Source organism: Mitsuaria sp. BK041 (assembly GCF_014193085.1).
GTDB lineage: Bacteria > Pseudomonadota > Gammaproteobacteria > Burkholderiales > Burkholderiaceae_C > Roseateles.
The window spans coordinates 3,284,600-3,300,367 of sequence record NZ_JACHYT010000001.1 but is presented as its reverse complement, the minus strand read 5'-3'; the positions used below and the strand labels follow the sequence as shown (position 1 = coordinate 3,300,367).

Here is a 15,768-nt window from a genome sequence, read left to right as displayed (position 1 = left end):
CGGTTCAGCGTCATCGTGGGGCGGATCGGCTTATGTAGACTCGTTCCTCGATGAATCCGCCGGCCCGCCTCCCGACCGCAACGCCTGACCCCGGACACGGCGCCTCCGCCGACTTCCCGCCCCCGGGCCCCGAGACCCCCACGCCCCGTTTCGACCGCCTCGACGCGCTGCGCGGCCTGGCGATGGTGTGGATGACGGTCTTCCATTTCTGCTTCGACCTGAGCTACTTCAAGGTCATCGTCGAGGACTTCTACCGCGATCCGTTCTGGACCTGGCAGCGCAGCGGCATCGTCAGCCTCTTCCTGCTGTGCGCCGGCATGGGCCAGGCGGTGGCGCTGTCGCAGGGGCAGACCGCCTACCGCTTCTGGCGCCGCTGGGGCCAGGTGATGGCCTGCGCGCTGCTGGTGTCGATCGGCTCGTGGTGGATGTTCCCGCGCTCGTACATCAGCTTCGGCGTGCTGCACGGCATGGCGCTGATGCTGATCCTGGTGCGCTTCGGCTTCGCGCGGCTGCCCACGCTGGCGCTGTGGGGGCTGGGCGCGGTGGCGATCGCGCTGCCCTTCCTGGTGGCGCATCCGTTCTTCGACGCGCGCACCACCAACTGGGTCGGCCTGGTCACGCGCAAGCCGCTGACCGAGGACTACGTGCCGCTGCTGCCCTGGCTCGGCCCGATGCTCTGGAGCTGCGCGCTGATGCGGACCGCGTCGGTGCGCCGCTGGATGCAGCGCCCGCTGCGGCCCGCGTGGCGGCCGCTGTCGGTGATGGGGCAGTGGTCGCTGTCGTACTACATGGTCCACCAGCCGGTGATGATCGGCGCGCTGATGGCGGCGCGGCACTTCGGCTGGCTCTGAGGCCGGGGCGGGGAACGCGGCCTGCGACAATCGCGCCCCATGAGCTCCTCTCCCACCAAGACCCAGATCCTGTTCGGCTTCCATGCCGTGACCGTGCGCCTGAAGACGGCGCCCGCGTCGGTGCAGGAGATCCTGTTCGACGCCACCCGCAAGGACCAGCGCATGCGCGGGTTCCTCGAGAAGGCCGAGGCCGCCGGCGCGCGGCTGGTCGAGAGCGACGACGACCGGCTGCAGAAGCTCTGCGGCACGACCCGTCACCAGGGCGTGGTGGCGCGGGTGAAGGCGGTGGCGCAGCAGCACTCGCTGGACGACCTGCTGGACGAGGTCGAGGGCCCGCCGCTGGTGCTGGTGCTCGACGGCGTGACCGATCCGCACAACCTGGGCGCCTGCCTGCGGGTGGCCGATGGCGCGGGCGCGCATGCGGTGGTGGCGCCCAAGGACCATGCGGTCGGCCTCAATGCCACGGTGGCCAAGGTGGCCAGCGGCGCGGCCGAGACGGTGCCCTACCTGATGGTCACCAACCTGGCGCGCACGCTGGGTGAGCTCAAGGAGCGCGACATCTGGGTGATCGGCACCTCGGACCAGGCGGAGAAGACCCTGTACGACCTGGACCTGAGCGGCCCGGTGGCGCTGGTGCTGGGCGCCGAGGGCGCCGGCATGCGGCAGCTGACCGGCAAGACCTGCGACGAGCTGGTGCGCATCCCGATGCAGGGCGCGGTGGAGAGCCTGAACGTCTCCGTCGCGGCCGGCGTGTGCCTGTACGAGGCGCTGCGCCAGCGCCAGAAGCGGGACTGAACCCGCGGCGCGAGATAATCGCGCCCCTGCGGCCCCACGGGGTCGCGCCGACATTCCAGGGGTCCTGACCGGGGCCCGACACCCTTACCGGACCTCCTACCGCCATGGCCGTCATCGAAGTCAAGCACCCCCTCGTCAAGCACAAGATCGGCCTGATGCGGGAGGGCGACATGTCCACCAAGAAGTTCCGCGAGCTGACCGGCGAGGTCGCGCGGCTGCTGGCCTACGAGGCGACGGCCGATTTCCCGCTGGAGAAGACGACGATCGCGGGCTGGTGCGGCGAGGTGGAGATCGACCAGATCGCCGGCCGCAAGGTGACGGTGGTGCCCATCCTGCGCGCGGGGCTGGGCATGCTGGACGGCGTGCTGGACATGATGCCCAACGCCAAGGTGAGCGTGGTGGGCCTGGCCCGCGACCACGAGACGCTGCAGCCGGTGAACTACTTCGAGAAGTTCGTCGGCCAGCTGGACCAGCGCACCGCGCTGATCGTGGACCCGATGCTCGCGACGGCGGGCTCGATGATCGCGACGATCGACCTGCTGAAGAAGCGCGGCTGCAAGGATATCCGCGCGCTGGTGCTGGTGGCGGCGCCGGAGGGCGTGGCCGCGCTGACGAAGGCGCATCCGGACGTGCGCTGCTGGACGGCGGCGATCGATTCCCACCTCAACGAGAACGGCTACATCATCCCGGGCCTGGGCGACGCCGGCGACAAGATCTTCGGCACGAAGGACGCCTGAGCCTGCCTTCCGGCCTGCGCCTGCCTGCGCCTGTCCTTGGGAAGGCGGCCGCATCGGTCCCGGCTGTCAGGGAATCGCACCGTCCTTGTCGGGCAACCGGCATCGGGGTCGGGCGAAGAAGTACGCCGATTTGCGGCATCCGCCGCTTCCCTGCGCCGTCGCCGATCCGCAGAATGACGACTGTCAGCCCCGAGTCCTAGCTCGCGCTGGCCCTTGTTCTCCTCTCACGAGCAGGGAGACCGCAGGCAGACCACCTGGGGTCGACTTTGGGACCCGGCCGCGCAAGCGACCGGGTCTTTTCTTTTCCGGCCTCCGCTCAGCCCCACTTCATCTCGCCCTTGACCACCTTCGCGCCGATCTCCAGCGCGGGAGCCAGGCCGGCGGACGGGTAGCGCCGCTTCATCGCGGCGATCAGGGCGGCGCTGTCCGCCGCCTTCGCCGCTTCTTCCTCGAAGGCCAGCAGGTAGTCGCGGGTGTAGGTCACGGCCGAGACGTCCAGCGCGGCGCCGGCCGCCAGGTGGCCCGGCACCACGATCGCGGGCTTGCGGGCGGCGATGGCCTCGAGGTTGCGGATCCACGCGGCGCGCGCCTGCGGCGTCGGCGTGTCGGCCGTCCAGACGTGCAGTCCGGAGAAGACCAGCACGCCGCCGAAGACCGCCTTCAGCGACGGCACCCACAGGTAGCGGCGGTTCTCGAGCTCGCTGGCCGCCACGATCTCGACCGCGTGGCCTTCCAGCTGCAGCGCCGGGCCGTCGAAGGCTTCGGGCATGACGACGTCGGCCAGGGTCTGCGGGCCGTTCTCCTTCAGCTGCGGGCCCCAGACCGCCAGCTTCTTCTCGACGTTCCCCTTGATCGCGGCGATCGTGGCCGAGGCGGCGATGACCTTGGCCGACGGGAAGGCCGCCTTGACCGGGCCGAGGCTGAAGTAGTAGTCGGGATCGCTCTGGCTCACATAGATGGTGGTCAGCGTCTTGCCCGAGGCCTTGATCGCCTCCACGACCGCACGGCCGTCCGGCAGCGAGAAGCCGCCGTCGATCAGGATCGCCTCCTTGGCGCCGGACAGCAGCACCGGCGCGCGGAAGAAGCCGCGTTCGCCGGCCGGCAGGGCCTGCCACTGCAGCGGGGCGGCGCCCTGGGCATGGGCACCGCCCAGGGAGAAGGCCGCACCGGCGGCGGCGGTCTGGACGAAATCGCGACGGGTCATCATGGGAGTCCTTTCAAGGCTCGAATCGGATGAGCGCATCGTAGGAATCCGCGGAGTAAAGAAAAACTGCTCTTCTGTAGACTTTCCGTATGTCAAAAGCAAACAATCAGCCCGAGGCCGGTCCCGTCGCATTCGACAACCTGAAGCGCCTGGCCTACTTCGCCGCGGTGGTGGAGGCCGGCACCTTCACCGCCGCGGCGGAGCGGCTGGGCGTCACGAAGGCGGTGGTGAGCCAGCAGGTCGCGCGGCTGGAACGGGAGTACCGGACGCAGCTGCTGACCCGCAGTACGCGGCGGGTGATCGCCACCGATGCCGGGCTCGCCTTCTATCAGCGCTGCGCCGTGATCCTGCGCGAGGCGGGCGATGCCTTCGACGAGCTGCTCGATGTGTCCACCGAGCCGACCGGCACGCTGCGCCTCACCGCGCCGTTCGACTACGGCCTCACGGCGGTGGTGCCCGCCATCGTCGAGTTCTCGCGGCGCCATCCGAAATGCAAGGTCGACGTGACGCTGAGCGACCTGCCGCTGGACCTGCTGGCGGGGGAAGCGGAACTGGCGATCCGTGTCGGCTGGCTGACCGACCTGCAGCTGCAGGCGCGGCAGATCGGCAGCTTCCGGCAGCTGCTGGTGGGAGCGCCGGCGTGGGCGCGACGGCTGAACCGCAAGCAGGGGCCGGAGCAGCTGGCCGCCTTGCCCTTCGTCGCCAACACGGCCTTGAAGGCGCCGGAGCACTGGGAGTTCACCAACCGCGAGGGCGAGCGTCAGGCGGTGACGGTGGCGTCCGCGATCCGCCTCGACGCGACGCTGGCGGTCCGCGCGGCGGTGTGCCTGGGCGCCGGTTTGTCGGTGCTGCCGGACTACGCGGTGGCCGCGGAACTGGAGCAGGGCACGCTGGTCCACCTGCTGCCGCAGTGGACCTTGCCCAGCGGCGGCATCCATGTGGTCTACCCGACGGCGCGTTTCCGTCCCGCCAAGGTGCGGCAGTTCGTCGAGGTCTTGGGCGAGCGATTCCAGAAGGCGCCGGACCGGCCCTGAGGAGCGCCGTTATCCACCGGCGCCTTGCGTCGCCTGCGCTCTACGTGCTGATGGCATTGGTGAAGGTCAGCCGATTCCCGAAGGGATCGGTCACCGAGACGTCCTTGGATCCCCAGGGCGTCTCTTCCAGTCCGGGACGGGCGTACCCATAACGCCGGCCGATCAGTTCCGCGTGGAAGCCCTCGATGTCGTCCGTCTGGATGCGCAGTGCCGCACCGGGGCAGGCGTCGCCGTGATGTTCCGAGAGGTGCAGCACGCAGCCGTCCCGGGACACCTGCAGGTAGAGCGGCAGCCCCGGCTCGAAGCGGTGGTCCCAATCGACCTGGAAGCCGAGGAACTGCACGTAGAACTCCAGCGCCTTGGCCTCGTCGAAGATGCGCAGGATCGGGGTGGTGTGGCTGAACTTCATCGGCGTGAGTCCCCAGGCTTTCTCTTGGAGCGCCGGATCCTATCCGACCAGGCATCCGGGGAAGGGACGCACCGCGCTGGATCGCCGTGGACGCGCCCGTCTAGTCCTCGTCCACGCGAATCACCTGCTCCGCCGCCTCCAGGTAGGCCAGCGCCGCCTCCGGGTTGCGCGCCCCCTTCGCCACCGCTTCCAGCGATCCCGCGCGGCGCAGCGCCTTGTTGAGTTCGGGCACTTCGTCGCCGAGCTGGCCCGCCGCCTCGAGCGCCCGCATCAGGTCGAGCAGGCCGCCGCGCATCGGGCGCGAGACGTCGGGGCACAGGCGGCGCATCAGCGCGGGTTGCGTGCGTAGCGCATCGGCCAGCGCGATGGCCTCGCGGTCGCGCAGCGGCGCCAGGTGGCCGGTGCCGTGCAGGATCAGCGGCGCCACCGCACGCAGCGCCGCGGAGGGCAGGTTGGCGTAAAGCTCGCGCAGCAGCGTCGCGGTCTCGTGCAGCTGCAGGCGGATCGCCGCCCGCGCGACCGGCAGCATCGCCGGGTCGTTCTCGACCTGATAGCGCCACACGCAGGCGGCCGCGAGGTAGAGGCCGGCGAGCACGTCCCCCAGCCGGGCCGACAGCAGCTCCATGCGCTTGAGCTTGCCGCCCAGCAGCCCCATGGCCAGATCGGCCGTGAGCGCGTAGCGGGCGGACAGCGAGGTGATGAGGCGCGCCTCGGCGCGCAGGTCGGCGGGCGGCTCGCCGCGCAGCGGCGCATGTGCCAGGCTGCGCCAGAGATTGCGCATCACATGGCCGACATGACCGACCAGCGCTCGGCCCAGCCGCTCCGGCTCCTGCGCCTGCACGGCCGCCATCTCCTCCAGCACGAACGGGTGGCAGCGCGTCGCACCCTGGCCGAAGATGATTAGCGCCCGCGACAGCAGGTTGGCGCCTTCCACCGTGATGGCGATCGGCGCATGCCGATAGGCCACGCCCAGCAGGTTGCGCGGCCCGGCGATGATGCCCTTGCCGCCGAGCACGTCCATCCCGTCGTTGACCGCGCGGCGGCCCGCCTCGGTGAGCTGCACCTTGAGGATGGCGCTGGCGACGCTGGGCCGCTCGCCGTCATCCAGCGCCGCCGCGGTGTAGCGGCGCGCGGCATCGGTGGCGTAGAGCCGCGCGGCCATCTGCGCGGTGATGCCGGCGATCGCGTGGAATCGTCCGATGGGCAGGCCGAACTGCTCGCGCACCTGGCCGTAGCCGTTGACCACGAACAGCGCCGTCTGCTGCATCGCCGCGCCCAACGCCGGCAGCGAGATGGCCCGACCGGCGGCCAGGCATTCCATCAACATGCGCCAGCCCTGGCCGACCCGCGCTTCGCCGCCGATCACCCAGTCCATCGGCACGAACACGTCCTTGCCGCGGATCGGACCGTTCATGAACGCCGAATCCATCGGCCGGTGGCGGCGGCCGATCTCCATGCCCGGCGTGGGCACCGGCAGCAGCGCGCAGGTGATGCCCAGTTCCTGCTGCCCCCCGGGACGCGACGGATCCACCGCCTGGAAGGCCAGCCCCACGACGCTGGCCACCGGCGCCAGAGTGATGTAGCGCTTGTCGAATCGCACGCTGAAGCCGCGCACCGGCCGGCCGTCGACCAGGCGCTCGGTGAGCACGCCGCGGTCGGGGATGGACGCGGCGTCCGAGCCGGCATACGGCGAGGTCAGCCCGAAGCAGGGCAGCTCCCGCCCGTCGGCCAGACGCGGCAGGTAGTGCTGCTGCTGGGCCGGCGTGCCGTAGCGCAGCAGCAGCTCGGCCGGTCCCAGCGAGTTCGGCACCATCACCGTCACCGCGCAGGCGGTGTTGACGGTGGCGATGCGGGTCACGACTTCCGCGTGGGCGTAGTGGCCGAAGCCCAGCCCGCCGAATTCCTTCGGAATGATCATTCCGAAGAAGCGGTGCTCGCGCAGGTACTGCCACACCTGCGGTGGCAGGTCGCCGGCCTCGTCGATGGCGTGGTCGTCGAGCATGCCGACCAGCGTGCCGACCTCCTCGTCCAGGAAGCGGCGTTCCTCCTCGGTGAGGCGGTTGGGGCCGCGCGCGATCAGCGCGTCGAAATCAGGCTGTCCGGCGAAGAGTTGGCCCTCGAAGCCGACGGTGCCGGCCTCGAGCGCGGCGCGTTCGGTGTCGCCCATCGCGGGCAGGGCCTTGGCGAAGGGCGTCATCGCCAGGCGGCCGAGGAGTCGGTGCAATCCCATGCGGCGAGCCTAGGCCCACGCACGGGGCGGCGAGGTCGGCCTGGGGCGCGTGTGCGCGTAGGACGCGAGGCGGTGTCGGGGGGCGCCGCCTCAGCGACCGCCCGGTCGGCCCGCCTGGGGCGAACTCGCCGCATTCGCCGGATTCGCCGCATTCGTCGGATTCGCCGGGGCGACGCCGATGGGGATCACCCGCACGCCGGCGGGCGTGGCCTTGGCATCGGGCGGCGGCACATGGGCGCTCGTCGCGGGCGCACGGTGGCGCGGGGCCGACAGCATGTCGACGGCGGCTTCGCGCAAGCGGGTCGCGAGGACCAGCCCGGCGACGGCGAGGACCACGGCGGCGACGCCGGCGACGACTTGAACGGGAGAGAGGCGCATGAGGAGCAATTGGGGAAGAGGAGTGGCGCGAGCGCGCGATCGATGGCCGCGGCCTAGACGACGCCCAGCGCGCCCAGCACCCCGCCGCCGAGCACCAGCCACACGATGCCGATCTTCGTCCGCATCGTCAGGACCACGGTGGCGACGATCATCGCCAGCGTCGCCCAGCGATGGCCGGGCTCGACCAGGTAGGGCGCCGCGAGCAGCCAGCCGGTCGCGATCATCAGGCCCAGCGTCAGCGGCGCCATGCCGACGGTGAAGGCGCGCACGCCCAGGTGCTCGCGGTTGTTGCGCGCCCAGCGGGTGGCCGCGACGACCAGGGTCGTCGACGGCAGCAGGATTCCGGCCATCGCCGCCGCCGCGCCGAGCAGCCCCGACACGTTGAAGCCCAGCACCGCGACGAACAGGATGTTCGGCCCCGGCGCGGCCTGCGCCAGCGCGATGGAGCTGGTGAAGCTCTGGTCCGTCAGCCAGTGGCGCTCGTCCACCAGGTAGCGGTGCATGTCGGGCGCCGTCGTGATCGCGCCGCCGATCGACAGCAGCGACAGCATCAGGAAATGCAGCATCAGCGCGCCCAGCTCGGGCCAGCTCAGCGTCCCCGCCAGCATCTGGCTGAGCGCCGGACTCATGGGCGGGCCCCGGCGCGGCTGCGCTTGAGCGCGATCAGCGCGAGCGTCATGCCCAGGCCGCCGACGCTCAGCACGATCCAGAACAGCGGCAGCTTGAGCCAGACCGTCGCGCCGAACACCAGCGCCGCCAGGGCCAGTCCCGGCATCAGGCCGACCGGATTCTTCTTCAGCGACGGCAGCAGCTTGAAGCCGGTGGCCAGGATCAGCCCGGCCGACACCGCGCCCATGCCGCGCAGCGCGCCGGTCATCCGCGGCGATGCCAGCCAGGTCGTCGACAGCGCCGCCAGCGCCAGCACGATCACAGCGGGGAAGGTCATCATCCCGGCCAGCGCCACCAGCGCGCCGCGCAGGCCGAAGAAGCGGTCGCCGATCATCAGCGAGATGTTCACGACGTTCGGCCCGGGCAGCACCTGCGCCACCGCCAGCGTCTCGACGAATTCCTCGCGCGACATCCAGTTCAGCCGCTCGACCAGTTCCCGCTGCGCCACCGCCAGCACGCCGCCGAAGCCCTGCAGCGCCAGCCAGCTGAAGGCCCAGAACAGGTGGGAGAGGGAGCGGGGCCGCGCCAGCGCGACCGGTGCCGCGTCGCCGCCATCGCGGTCCGCGGCGGCGCGGCCTTCGGGCCCGCTCACCGGTGCACCTTCAGCGCATCCGGATTGACGATGTTGGTCGGCTTGCCCGCCATGTAATTCAGGACGTTGTCGAAGGCGGCGTCGAAGTACATCTGGTAGCTGTCCTGCTCGACGTAGCCGATGTGCGGCGTGCACACCGCGTTCTCCAGCCGCAGCAGCGGGTGGCCCTGCAGGATGGGTTCGGACTCGAACACGTCGACGGCGGCCATGCCGGGGCGGCCGCGGTTCAGGCCGGACACCAGCGCGCCATCGGCGACCAGTTCCGCGCGCGAGGTGTTGACGAACAGCGCGGTCGGCTTCATCCGCGCCAGGTCCTCGCCGGTGACGATGCCGTGGGTCTCGTCCGACAGCCGCAGGTGCATCGACAGCACGTCGGCCTGCTCGAAGAAGGCCTCGCGGCTGTCGGCCGCCTGGTGGCCGTCGGCCTGGGCGCGCAGCCGGGAGGCCTCGCTGCCCCAGACCAGCACCTGCATGCCGAAGGCTTTGCCGTAGCCGGCGACCAGCTGGCCGATCTTGCCGTAGCCCCAGATGCCCAGCGTCTTGCCGCGCAGCACCATGCCCAGGCCGAAGTTGGGCGGCATCGAGCCCGATTTCAGCCCCGACTGCTGCCACACGCCGTGCTTGAGCGTGGCGATGTACTGCGGCAGGCGGCGCATGGCGGCCATGATCAGCGCCCAGGTCAGTTCCGCGGGGGCGATCGGCGAGCCGCCGCCCTCGGCCACCGCGATGCCCAGCCGCGTGCAGGCGTCCAGGTCGATGTGCTTGCCGACGCGGCCGGTCTGCGAGATCAGCTTCAGCTTGGGCAGCTTTTCCAGCAGTTGGCGCGAGAAGTGGGTGCGTTCGCGGATCGTTACCAGGACTTCCGCATCCCGCAGCCGGATCGACAACTGGCCGATCCCCTTGACGGTGTTGGTGAAGACCTTGGCGTTCAGCGCGTCCAGCTTGGCGGCGCAAGGCAGCTTGCGCACGGCGTCCTGGTAGTCGTCGAGGATGATGATGTTCATAGGCGTGCGGGCACCGATCCTACTCGCCTGAAACGGCCGGCCCAAGGCCATTGGGCGAGCGTCGTGCAACAGATCGGAACAGGCACTAGCATCGCGCCCGCTTCGCATCCCAACCCCTTCCAAGACGAGGAGATCTCCATGGACATGTACGCCGCGACCGTGCCGGTGTTCGATCGCATGCTGGCCAACATGCAGACCTGGATCCGCACCGCGCGTGATCACGCCATCGCCAAGGGCTTCGACGAGTCCGTCTACCTGACCCTGCGGCTGGCGCCAGACATGCTGCCGCTGCCGCGCCAGGTCCAGATCGCCAGCGACGCGGCCAAGAGCGGCGCCGCCCGCCTGGCCGGCATCGAGGTGCCGAGCTGGCCCGACACCGAGGCCTCGCTGGAGGAACTGCTGCAGCGCATCCAGAAGACGCGCGACTTCCTCAAGACCGTCAGCGCCGAGCAGATCAACGGCTCGGAGACGCGCTCGGTCAGCGTGCCGCGCCGCGACAAGGAGCCGCTGCAGTTCCAGGGCCAGGACTTCGCGCGCTTCTTCAACCTGCCCAACTTCTACTTCCACGCGACGACGCTGTACGCGCTGCTGCGTCATGCCGGCGTGCCGCTGGGGAAGATGGATTTCCTGGGTCAGCCGAAGTAAGGGTCAGCCGAGCAGTCTCCGCAGCAGGCTCTTTCCCTGCTCGAGCTGCCGGTTGAGCATCAGCAGCCGGGCCCCGGCTTCCGCCTGGTCGAAGGCCCGCGCCACTTCCGTATAGATCGCCGTCCGCAGGTGCCACAGGTCCTGCGGATGCCGCGCATGGACGATGTGGCGGCGCAGGGCGTTCACCCGCTCCAGCGCCGGGGCATCGGCCTCGTCGGCCAGGTCCGCGACGCTGGCCCGGAACGCCGTCCGCAGCTTGGCCATCGCCCGGGCGCTCGCCTGGGGCCGGCGACCTTCGCCGGGCCACAGCCGCATCAGGCTCTGGAAGATCGAATCCCCATGGCGCCGCCGGACCGGCGCGTCGTTCATCGCCGCGCCGCCGGTGCCGCCCAGGCGGCTGGCCGGTGCCAGCCCGCTCGGGTCGTCGGCCGCCCGTGTCTCCAGGTCGTCGAGCTCGACGGCTTGCGCCTCCTCGACGATCTCATCCCAACCCGACTGGCTCCGTATCGCCTTCATGGTGAGTTCTTCTTGGCGTGGTGGATCGAACGCGCGTCCCTCGACGTCCCTTTCCGGGCCTGCTCATCGCGCGGCGTCCCGGCTTCGAGGCCAGGATCGCGGGGCGATTGTGGAAGTCCGCCTTGTCCCTCGAAGCCTGGATAAGGCGGTGACGGGGCCTGCAAATCGTGCTCAAGTTCTCGCTCCGGCGGCCGATAACGGGCCAGATGGGCGGGTCGCCGGTGTCCGCGGCGCGCCCAGGGCGGGAGCTTCCAGGCAGGGAAATGGACGGTCGGCACCGTCCATTTGCCGGGATTCCCCCGGGAACGCGCGGACACAATCCGTACAGGCGGCCTCAGGGCCCGCGCCGGCTCGTCCGGCCGTGTCCGCCAGGCCGTCCCACCGTGCCCCGAAAGCCCGATCCCATGGACATCGCCCGCCCCAGCATGCCGAACTTGAGCGTTCCCGCCCCCCTGGCCCAGGAATGGGAGCAGCTGCTGATCCGCGCCCGCGAGGGCTCGCTCCCGCTGCCGGAGCTGATGGATCGCGGCAACTTCCTCCAGACCCAGCAGCTCGGCGACGCCGCCGCCCACCTGTACGAGACCTGGCTGGCGCACGAGGGCCAGCCGCCGGCGGCCCGCCTGGTGGCCCTCTACAACTGGGGCACCGTGCTGGGCAACATCCAGCAGCATGAGCGCGCCGAGCAGGTCTACCGCCAGGCGCTGGCGATCAGCCCGGGCTTCGCCCAGGCGCGCCTGAATCTGGGCCATCAGCTGGAGCACCTGGGCCGCGTCGACGAGGCGCTGGCCGCCTGGCAGGCGGTCTACGACGCCACCGGCCCCATGGAGGCCCTGGGCGCCGACACCGATGGTCTGCGCACCCACGCCTTCAACAACGCCGCCCGGCTGCTCGAGCTGCAGCGGCGCTACGAGGAGTCCGAGGCGCTGATGGTCCGCAGCCTCACCCTCAATCCCGAACAAACGGACGTGATGCAGCATTACGTCCACATCCGCCAGAAGCAGTGCAAGTGGCCGGTCTACCAGCCCTTCGGCGAGGTGACCCACAACAGGCTGCTGATCGCGACCTCGCTGCTGGCCACGCTGAGCGCCACCGACGATCCCGCGCTGCAGATGGGCGCCGCCCAGCGCTTCGTGCACGAGAAGGTGACGAAGCAGAAGGAAGCGCTCTGGAAGCATCCGGTCTCGGTCGCCGCCCGCCAGCAGGGGAAGATCAAGATCGGCTACCTCTCCGGCGACCTGTGCATGCACGCGGTGGGCCTGCTCACCGCCGAGCTCTACGCGCTGCACGACCGCGAGAAATTCGAGATCCACGCCTTCGACTGGAGCCGCGAGGACGGCACCGCGCTGCGCAAGCGGCTGCTGATGTCGATGGACAAGGTCTGGCGCCTGAACGCGATGGACGATGCCACCGCCGCCAAGCTGATCGCCCAGGCCGGCATCGACGTGCTGGTCGACCTGCAGGGCCTGACCAGCGGCGCCCGGCCCAACATCCTGGCCCACCGGCCGGCGCCGGTGCAGGTCAGCTACCTGGGCCTGCCGGCCACCTCGCTGCTGCCCGGCGTGGACTGGATCATCGCGGATCGCTTCGTGATGCCGCCCGAATACCTGCCGTACTGCTCCGAAAAGCCCATCTACCTGCCGCACTGCTACCAGGTCAGCGACCGCCAGCGCGAGGTCGGCGCCGATCCGACCCGGGCCCAGTACGAGCTGCCCGAGGACGCCTTCGTCTTCTGCTCGTTCAACAACAACCACAAGATGAACGCCGAGATGTTCGGCGCCTGGATGCGCATCCTGCACGGGGTGCCGAACTCGGTGCTGTGGCTGCTGGCGGACAACGAATGGGCCAAGGCCAACCTGCGCCGCGAGGCCGAGGCGGCCGGCATCGACGCGTCGCGGCTGATCTTCGCGCCGCGCGTCGCGCCGCCGGATTACCTGGCGCGCTTCCAGCTCCCGGACCTGGTGCTGGACACCTTCCCGTACAACGCCGGCACCACCGCCAGCGACTGCCTCTGGATGGGCACGCCCATCCTGACGCGCTCGGGCCGCAGCTACATCTCGCGCATGTGCGGCAGCCTGCTGACGGCCGTCGGCCTGCCGGACCTGATCACCTTCTCGCTCGACGACTACGTCGAGCGCGCCATCCAGATCGGCCTCAATCCCGGCCGCGCCCGCTCCTACAAGCGCTACCTGCGCGAAGAGGGCCGCCAGAGCGCACTTTTCGACATGCCGGCGATCGTGCGTGACATCGAGCGCGAATTCGAGCAATTGGCCCTCGCCCATCGCGTTTGAAGTGACGAAGATTCGATAAATGAACCGGCCGCACGACCCCTTCTTCGACGGTGACCAGCGCGCCCGCCGCCCCGGCCTGCGCCTGGCGGCCGAGGACGGCCAGCGCGCGCCCGGCATGCCGGACGAGCCGCAGGACCCGCTCGCGGACCTGGCGCAGCAGCCGGCGATCGATCCGCTGCTGCAGTGCCTGGCCTGGCTGACGCAGCATCACGGGCGCGCGCGCTCGGCCGATTCGCTGCGCGCCGGCGCGCCGGTCGAGGGCGCGATCAGCCCCGACCAGGCCATCCGCCTGATGCGCGAGGCCGGCTACAACGCCGGGCTGCTGCGCAAGGGCATCGAGGAGATCCACCAGCTGCTGCTGCCCGCGGTGCTGCTGCTCAACGGCGGCGATGCCTGCGTGCTGGTGCGGCGCCTGGACGACGATGCCGCCGGCGGCGTGCGTTACGAGGTCGTCTTCCCCGGCCCGGAGGCCGCCAGCTGCGTGGCCCCGGCCGCGGAACTGGACCAGGAATACAGCGGCTTCATCCTGGCGGTGACGCCGCAGGAGGTGTCGCAGGCCAAGCCGATCGCCGGCGCCCAGGACGAGACCCCGCTGCTGCAGGCCGATTCGCACTGGCTGTTCGGCACGCTCAAGCGCTTCATTCCCTACTACCGCTCGGCCATGCTGGCCGCGCTGCTGAGCAACGTGCTCATGATGGTGTCGGGCCTGGTGACCTCGGTCATCTACGACAAGGTCATCCCGCACCAGGCCTTCGTCACGCTGTGGACGCTGGCCGTCGGCGCCGGGCTGGCGCTGGTCTTCGACCTGTTCGCCCGCCAGCTGCGCGCCCACCTGATCGACCTGGCCGGGCGCAAGACCGACCTGATCGTCGGCGCCAAGCTGTTCCGCCAGACGCTGGGCGTGCGGATGGAGCATCGCCCCGCGTCGGCCGGCTCCTATGCGCATTACCTGGCCCAGGTCGAGGTGGTGCGCGACTTCTTCACCTCGGCCACGATGTCGGTCCTGACCGACCTGCCGTTCGTGATCCTGTTCGTCGCGATGACCTTCATCATCGGCGGCCCGCTGGGCTGGGTGCTGATGATCGCGATCCCGCTGATGCTGCTGATGAGCTTCGGCATCCAGGGCTACCTGCGCCGCGCGATGCGCACCAACATGACCGAGTCGGCCGACCTGCACGGCACGCTGGTCGAGGCGCTCGAAGGCCTGGAGGACCTCAAGACCACCGGCGCCGAGGGCCGCTTCCTGCGCCGTTACGAGCACAGCACCGCCATCGTCGCCGAGTCCGCGCTGCGCGCCCGCACGATGGCCAGCTGGAGCATGAACATCTCGATGACCATGCAGCAGGCGATCAACCTGGTGATGCTGGTCTGGGGCGTCTACCTGATCAACGAGAGCGTCATCAGCGCCGGCGCGCTGATCGGCGCCGTCATGTTCGCCGGCCGCGCCACGGTGCCGCTGAACAGCCTGGTGAGCCTGGCCACCCGCTACCAGGGCGCGCGCGCGGCGATGCTGTCGCTGAACTCGGTGATGAGCGCGCCGGTGGAGCGCGACTCCACCCGCAACTACGTCCCGCTGAACCAGATCACCGGCCGCATCGGCCTGAACGACATCGGCTTCTCCTATCCGGCGCAGGGCGATGCCCAGTCGCCCAAGGTGCTGCGCAACGTGACGATGCGGGTGCAGCCGGGCGAGCGCATCGCGATCCTGGGCCGCATCGGCAGCGGCAAGTCCACCGTGCTGCGCATGCTGGCGGGCCTGTACCAGCCGACCGAGGGCAATGTCGAGATCGACGGCATCGACCTGCGCCAGGTCGACCCGGCGGAGTTCCGCGGCAAGGTCGGTTTCGTGTCGCAGGAGCCGCGGCTCTTCCACGGCACGCTGCGCGACAACGTGCTGATGGGCCGCCATGTCGATGCGCAACGCCTGGTCGAGGTCGCCAAGCTGACGGGCCTGGACCGCGTCGTCGCCGGCCATCCGATGGGCTGGGACCTGCCGGTCGGCGAGATGGGCTCGCTGCTCTCTGGCGGCCAGCGCCAGCTGGTCGCGCTCGCGCGCAGCCTGGTCACCAAGCCGCAGATCCTGCTGATGGACGAGCCCACCAGCTCGATGGACGCGCAGTCCGAGATCGCCTTCCTGCGCCAGCTGCGCGACGCCGCCGGCAGCTGCACGCTGATCATGGTCACGCACCGCCCGGCGGTGCTGGAGCTGGTCTCGCGCATCGTCGTCGTCGACAGCGGCCGGCTGGTCATGGATGGTCCGCGCGACCAGGTCCTGGCCGCGCTGTCCGGTGCCCGCCCGCCGGGCCAGCAGCCCGCCCAACCGCAACCGCAGCCGGGCCAGGCGCCGCAGGGCGCTCCCGTCCACGTGCATCCGGCCGCGCAGGCCATGAACCGCGCCGCGTCCGTCTGAGCTTCG

General features: G+C 70.4%; 15 protein-coding genes. 7 read left to right on the top strand and 8 right to left on the bottom strand.

All coding sequences use genetic code 11. The features are described 5' to 3' along the window. The first annotated feature begins 50 nt into the window (after window positions 1-50). The 3 genes from FHT38_RS13910 (at window position 51) to upp (ending at window position 2,383) form a co-directional block, all read left to right on the top strand. A complete protein-coding gene (locus FHT38_RS13910) occupies window positions 51-851 on the top strand; it encodes a DUF1624 domain-containing protein (protein WP_183492118.1) in 801 nt (266 codons plus the stop codon). Between the two features lie 39 nt (window positions 852-890). Continuing rightward, window positions 891-1,646 carry a 23S rRNA (guanosine(2251)-2'-O)-methyltransferase RlmB gene (gene rlmB / locus FHT38_RS13905; RefSeq protein WP_091732739.1) on the top strand — a complete coding sequence of 252 codons (756 nt, stop codon included), beginning with the start codon at window positions 891-893 and terminating at the stop codon, window positions 1,644-1,646. Window positions 1,647-1,750: 104 nt separating this feature from the next. Further along, complete coding sequence (upp, locus tag FHT38_RS13900; RefSeq protein WP_183492117.1) at window positions 1,751-2,383, top strand: uracil phosphoribosyltransferase; 633 nt, start codon at window positions 1,751-1,753, stop codon at window positions 2,381-2,383. Between the two features lie 316 nt (window positions 2,384-2,699). Here upp and FHT38_RS13895 read toward each other — a convergent pair whose 3' ends face one another. After that, on the bottom strand, window positions 2,700-3,590 hold the full coding sequence (locus tag FHT38_RS13895; protein WP_183492116.1) for an MBL fold metallo-hydrolase: 891 nt from the start codon (window positions 3,588-3,590) through the stop codon (window positions 2,700-2,702). Between the two features lie 86 nt (window positions 3,591-3,676). On the opposite strand from FHT38_RS13895, the gene FHT38_RS13890 reads away from it, so the two are divergent. Beyond that, on the top strand, window positions 3,677-4,621 hold the full coding sequence (locus FHT38_RS13890; RefSeq protein ID WP_183492115.1) for a LysR family transcriptional regulator: 945 nt from the start codon (window positions 3,677-3,679) through the stop codon (window positions 4,619-4,621). A 40-nt stretch (window positions 4,622-4,661) separates the two neighbouring features. On the opposite strand, the gene FHT38_RS13885 is transcribed toward FHT38_RS13890, so the two are convergent. From FHT38_RS13885 to FHT38_RS13860, 6 genes are all read right to left on the bottom strand, one after another. Continuing rightward, window positions 4,662-5,030 carry a glyoxalase superfamily protein gene (locus FHT38_RS13885; RefSeq protein ID WP_183492114.1) on the bottom strand — a complete coding sequence of 123 codons (369 nt, stop codon included), beginning with the start codon at window positions 5,028-5,030 and terminating at the stop codon, window positions 4,662-4,664. Window positions 5,031-5,130: 100 nt separating this feature from the next. After that, window positions 5,131-7,260, bottom strand: a complete 2,130-nt coding sequence (locus FHT38_RS13880) for an acyl-CoA dehydrogenase (RefSeq protein ID WP_183492113.1) — start codon at window positions 7,258-7,260, stop codon at window positions 5,131-5,133. 90 nt (window positions 7,261-7,350) lie between these two features. Beyond that, entirely contained in the window at window positions 7,351-7,638 is a 288-nt protein-coding gene (locus FHT38_RS13875; protein WP_183492112.1) for a hypothetical protein, read from the bottom strand. A 53-nt stretch (window positions 7,639-7,691) separates the two neighbouring features. After that, window positions 7,692-8,267 carry a chromate transporter gene (locus FHT38_RS13870; protein ID WP_183492111.1) on the bottom strand — a complete coding sequence of 192 codons (576 nt, stop codon included), beginning with the start codon at window positions 8,265-8,267 and terminating at the stop codon, window positions 7,692-7,694. After that, window positions 8,264-8,899: a chromate transporter gene (locus FHT38_RS13865; RefSeq protein WP_183492110.1), complete on the bottom strand. Its 636-nt coding sequence runs from the start codon at window positions 8,897-8,899 to the stop codon at window positions 8,264-8,266. Before FHT38_RS13865 ends, FHT38_RS13870 begins: the two co-directional genes overlap by 4 nt. Beyond that, the gene (locus FHT38_RS13860; protein WP_091732794.1) at window positions 8,896-9,903 is read right to left on the bottom strand and encodes a D-2-hydroxyacid dehydrogenase family protein; all 1,008 of its coding nucleotides are present in this window, start codon (window positions 9,901-9,903) and stop codon (window positions 8,896-8,898) included. The genes FHT38_RS13865 and FHT38_RS13860 overlap by 4 nt, the downstream gene beginning before the upstream one ends. A 132-nt stretch (window positions 9,904-10,035) precedes the next feature. On the opposite strand from FHT38_RS13860, the gene FHT38_RS13855 reads away from it, so the two are divergent. Beyond that, window positions 10,036-10,548, top strand: coding sequence for a DUF1993 family protein (locus FHT38_RS13855; RefSeq protein WP_091733819.1), 513 nt, complete (start codon window positions 10,036-10,038; stop codon window positions 10,546-10,548). Between the two features lie 3 nt (window positions 10,549-10,551). Here FHT38_RS13855 and FHT38_RS13850 read toward each other — a convergent pair whose 3' ends face one another. Continuing rightward, window positions 10,552-11,064 carry a hypothetical protein gene (locus tag FHT38_RS13850; RefSeq protein ID WP_183492109.1) on the bottom strand — a complete coding sequence of 171 codons (513 nt, stop codon included), beginning with the start codon at window positions 11,062-11,064 and terminating at the stop codon, window positions 10,552-10,554. 434 nt (window positions 11,065-11,498) lie between these two features. Here FHT38_RS13850 and FHT38_RS13845 point away from each other — a divergent pair, with 434 nt between their 5' ends. Together FHT38_RS13845 and FHT38_RS13840 are read left to right on the top strand one after the other, a co-directional pair. Further along, the gene (locus FHT38_RS13845) at window positions 11,499-13,352 is read left to right on the top strand and encodes a tetratricopeptide repeat protein (RefSeq protein WP_255488687.1); all 1,854 of its coding nucleotides are present in this window, start codon (window positions 11,499-11,501) and stop codon (window positions 13,350-13,352) included. 19 nt (window positions 13,353-13,371) lie between these two features. Then, a complete protein-coding gene (locus FHT38_RS13840) occupies window positions 13,372-15,762 on the top strand; it encodes a type I secretion system permease/ATPase (protein WP_091732802.1) in 2,391 nt (796 codons plus the stop codon). Window positions 15,763-15,768 lie beyond the last annotated feature (6 nt).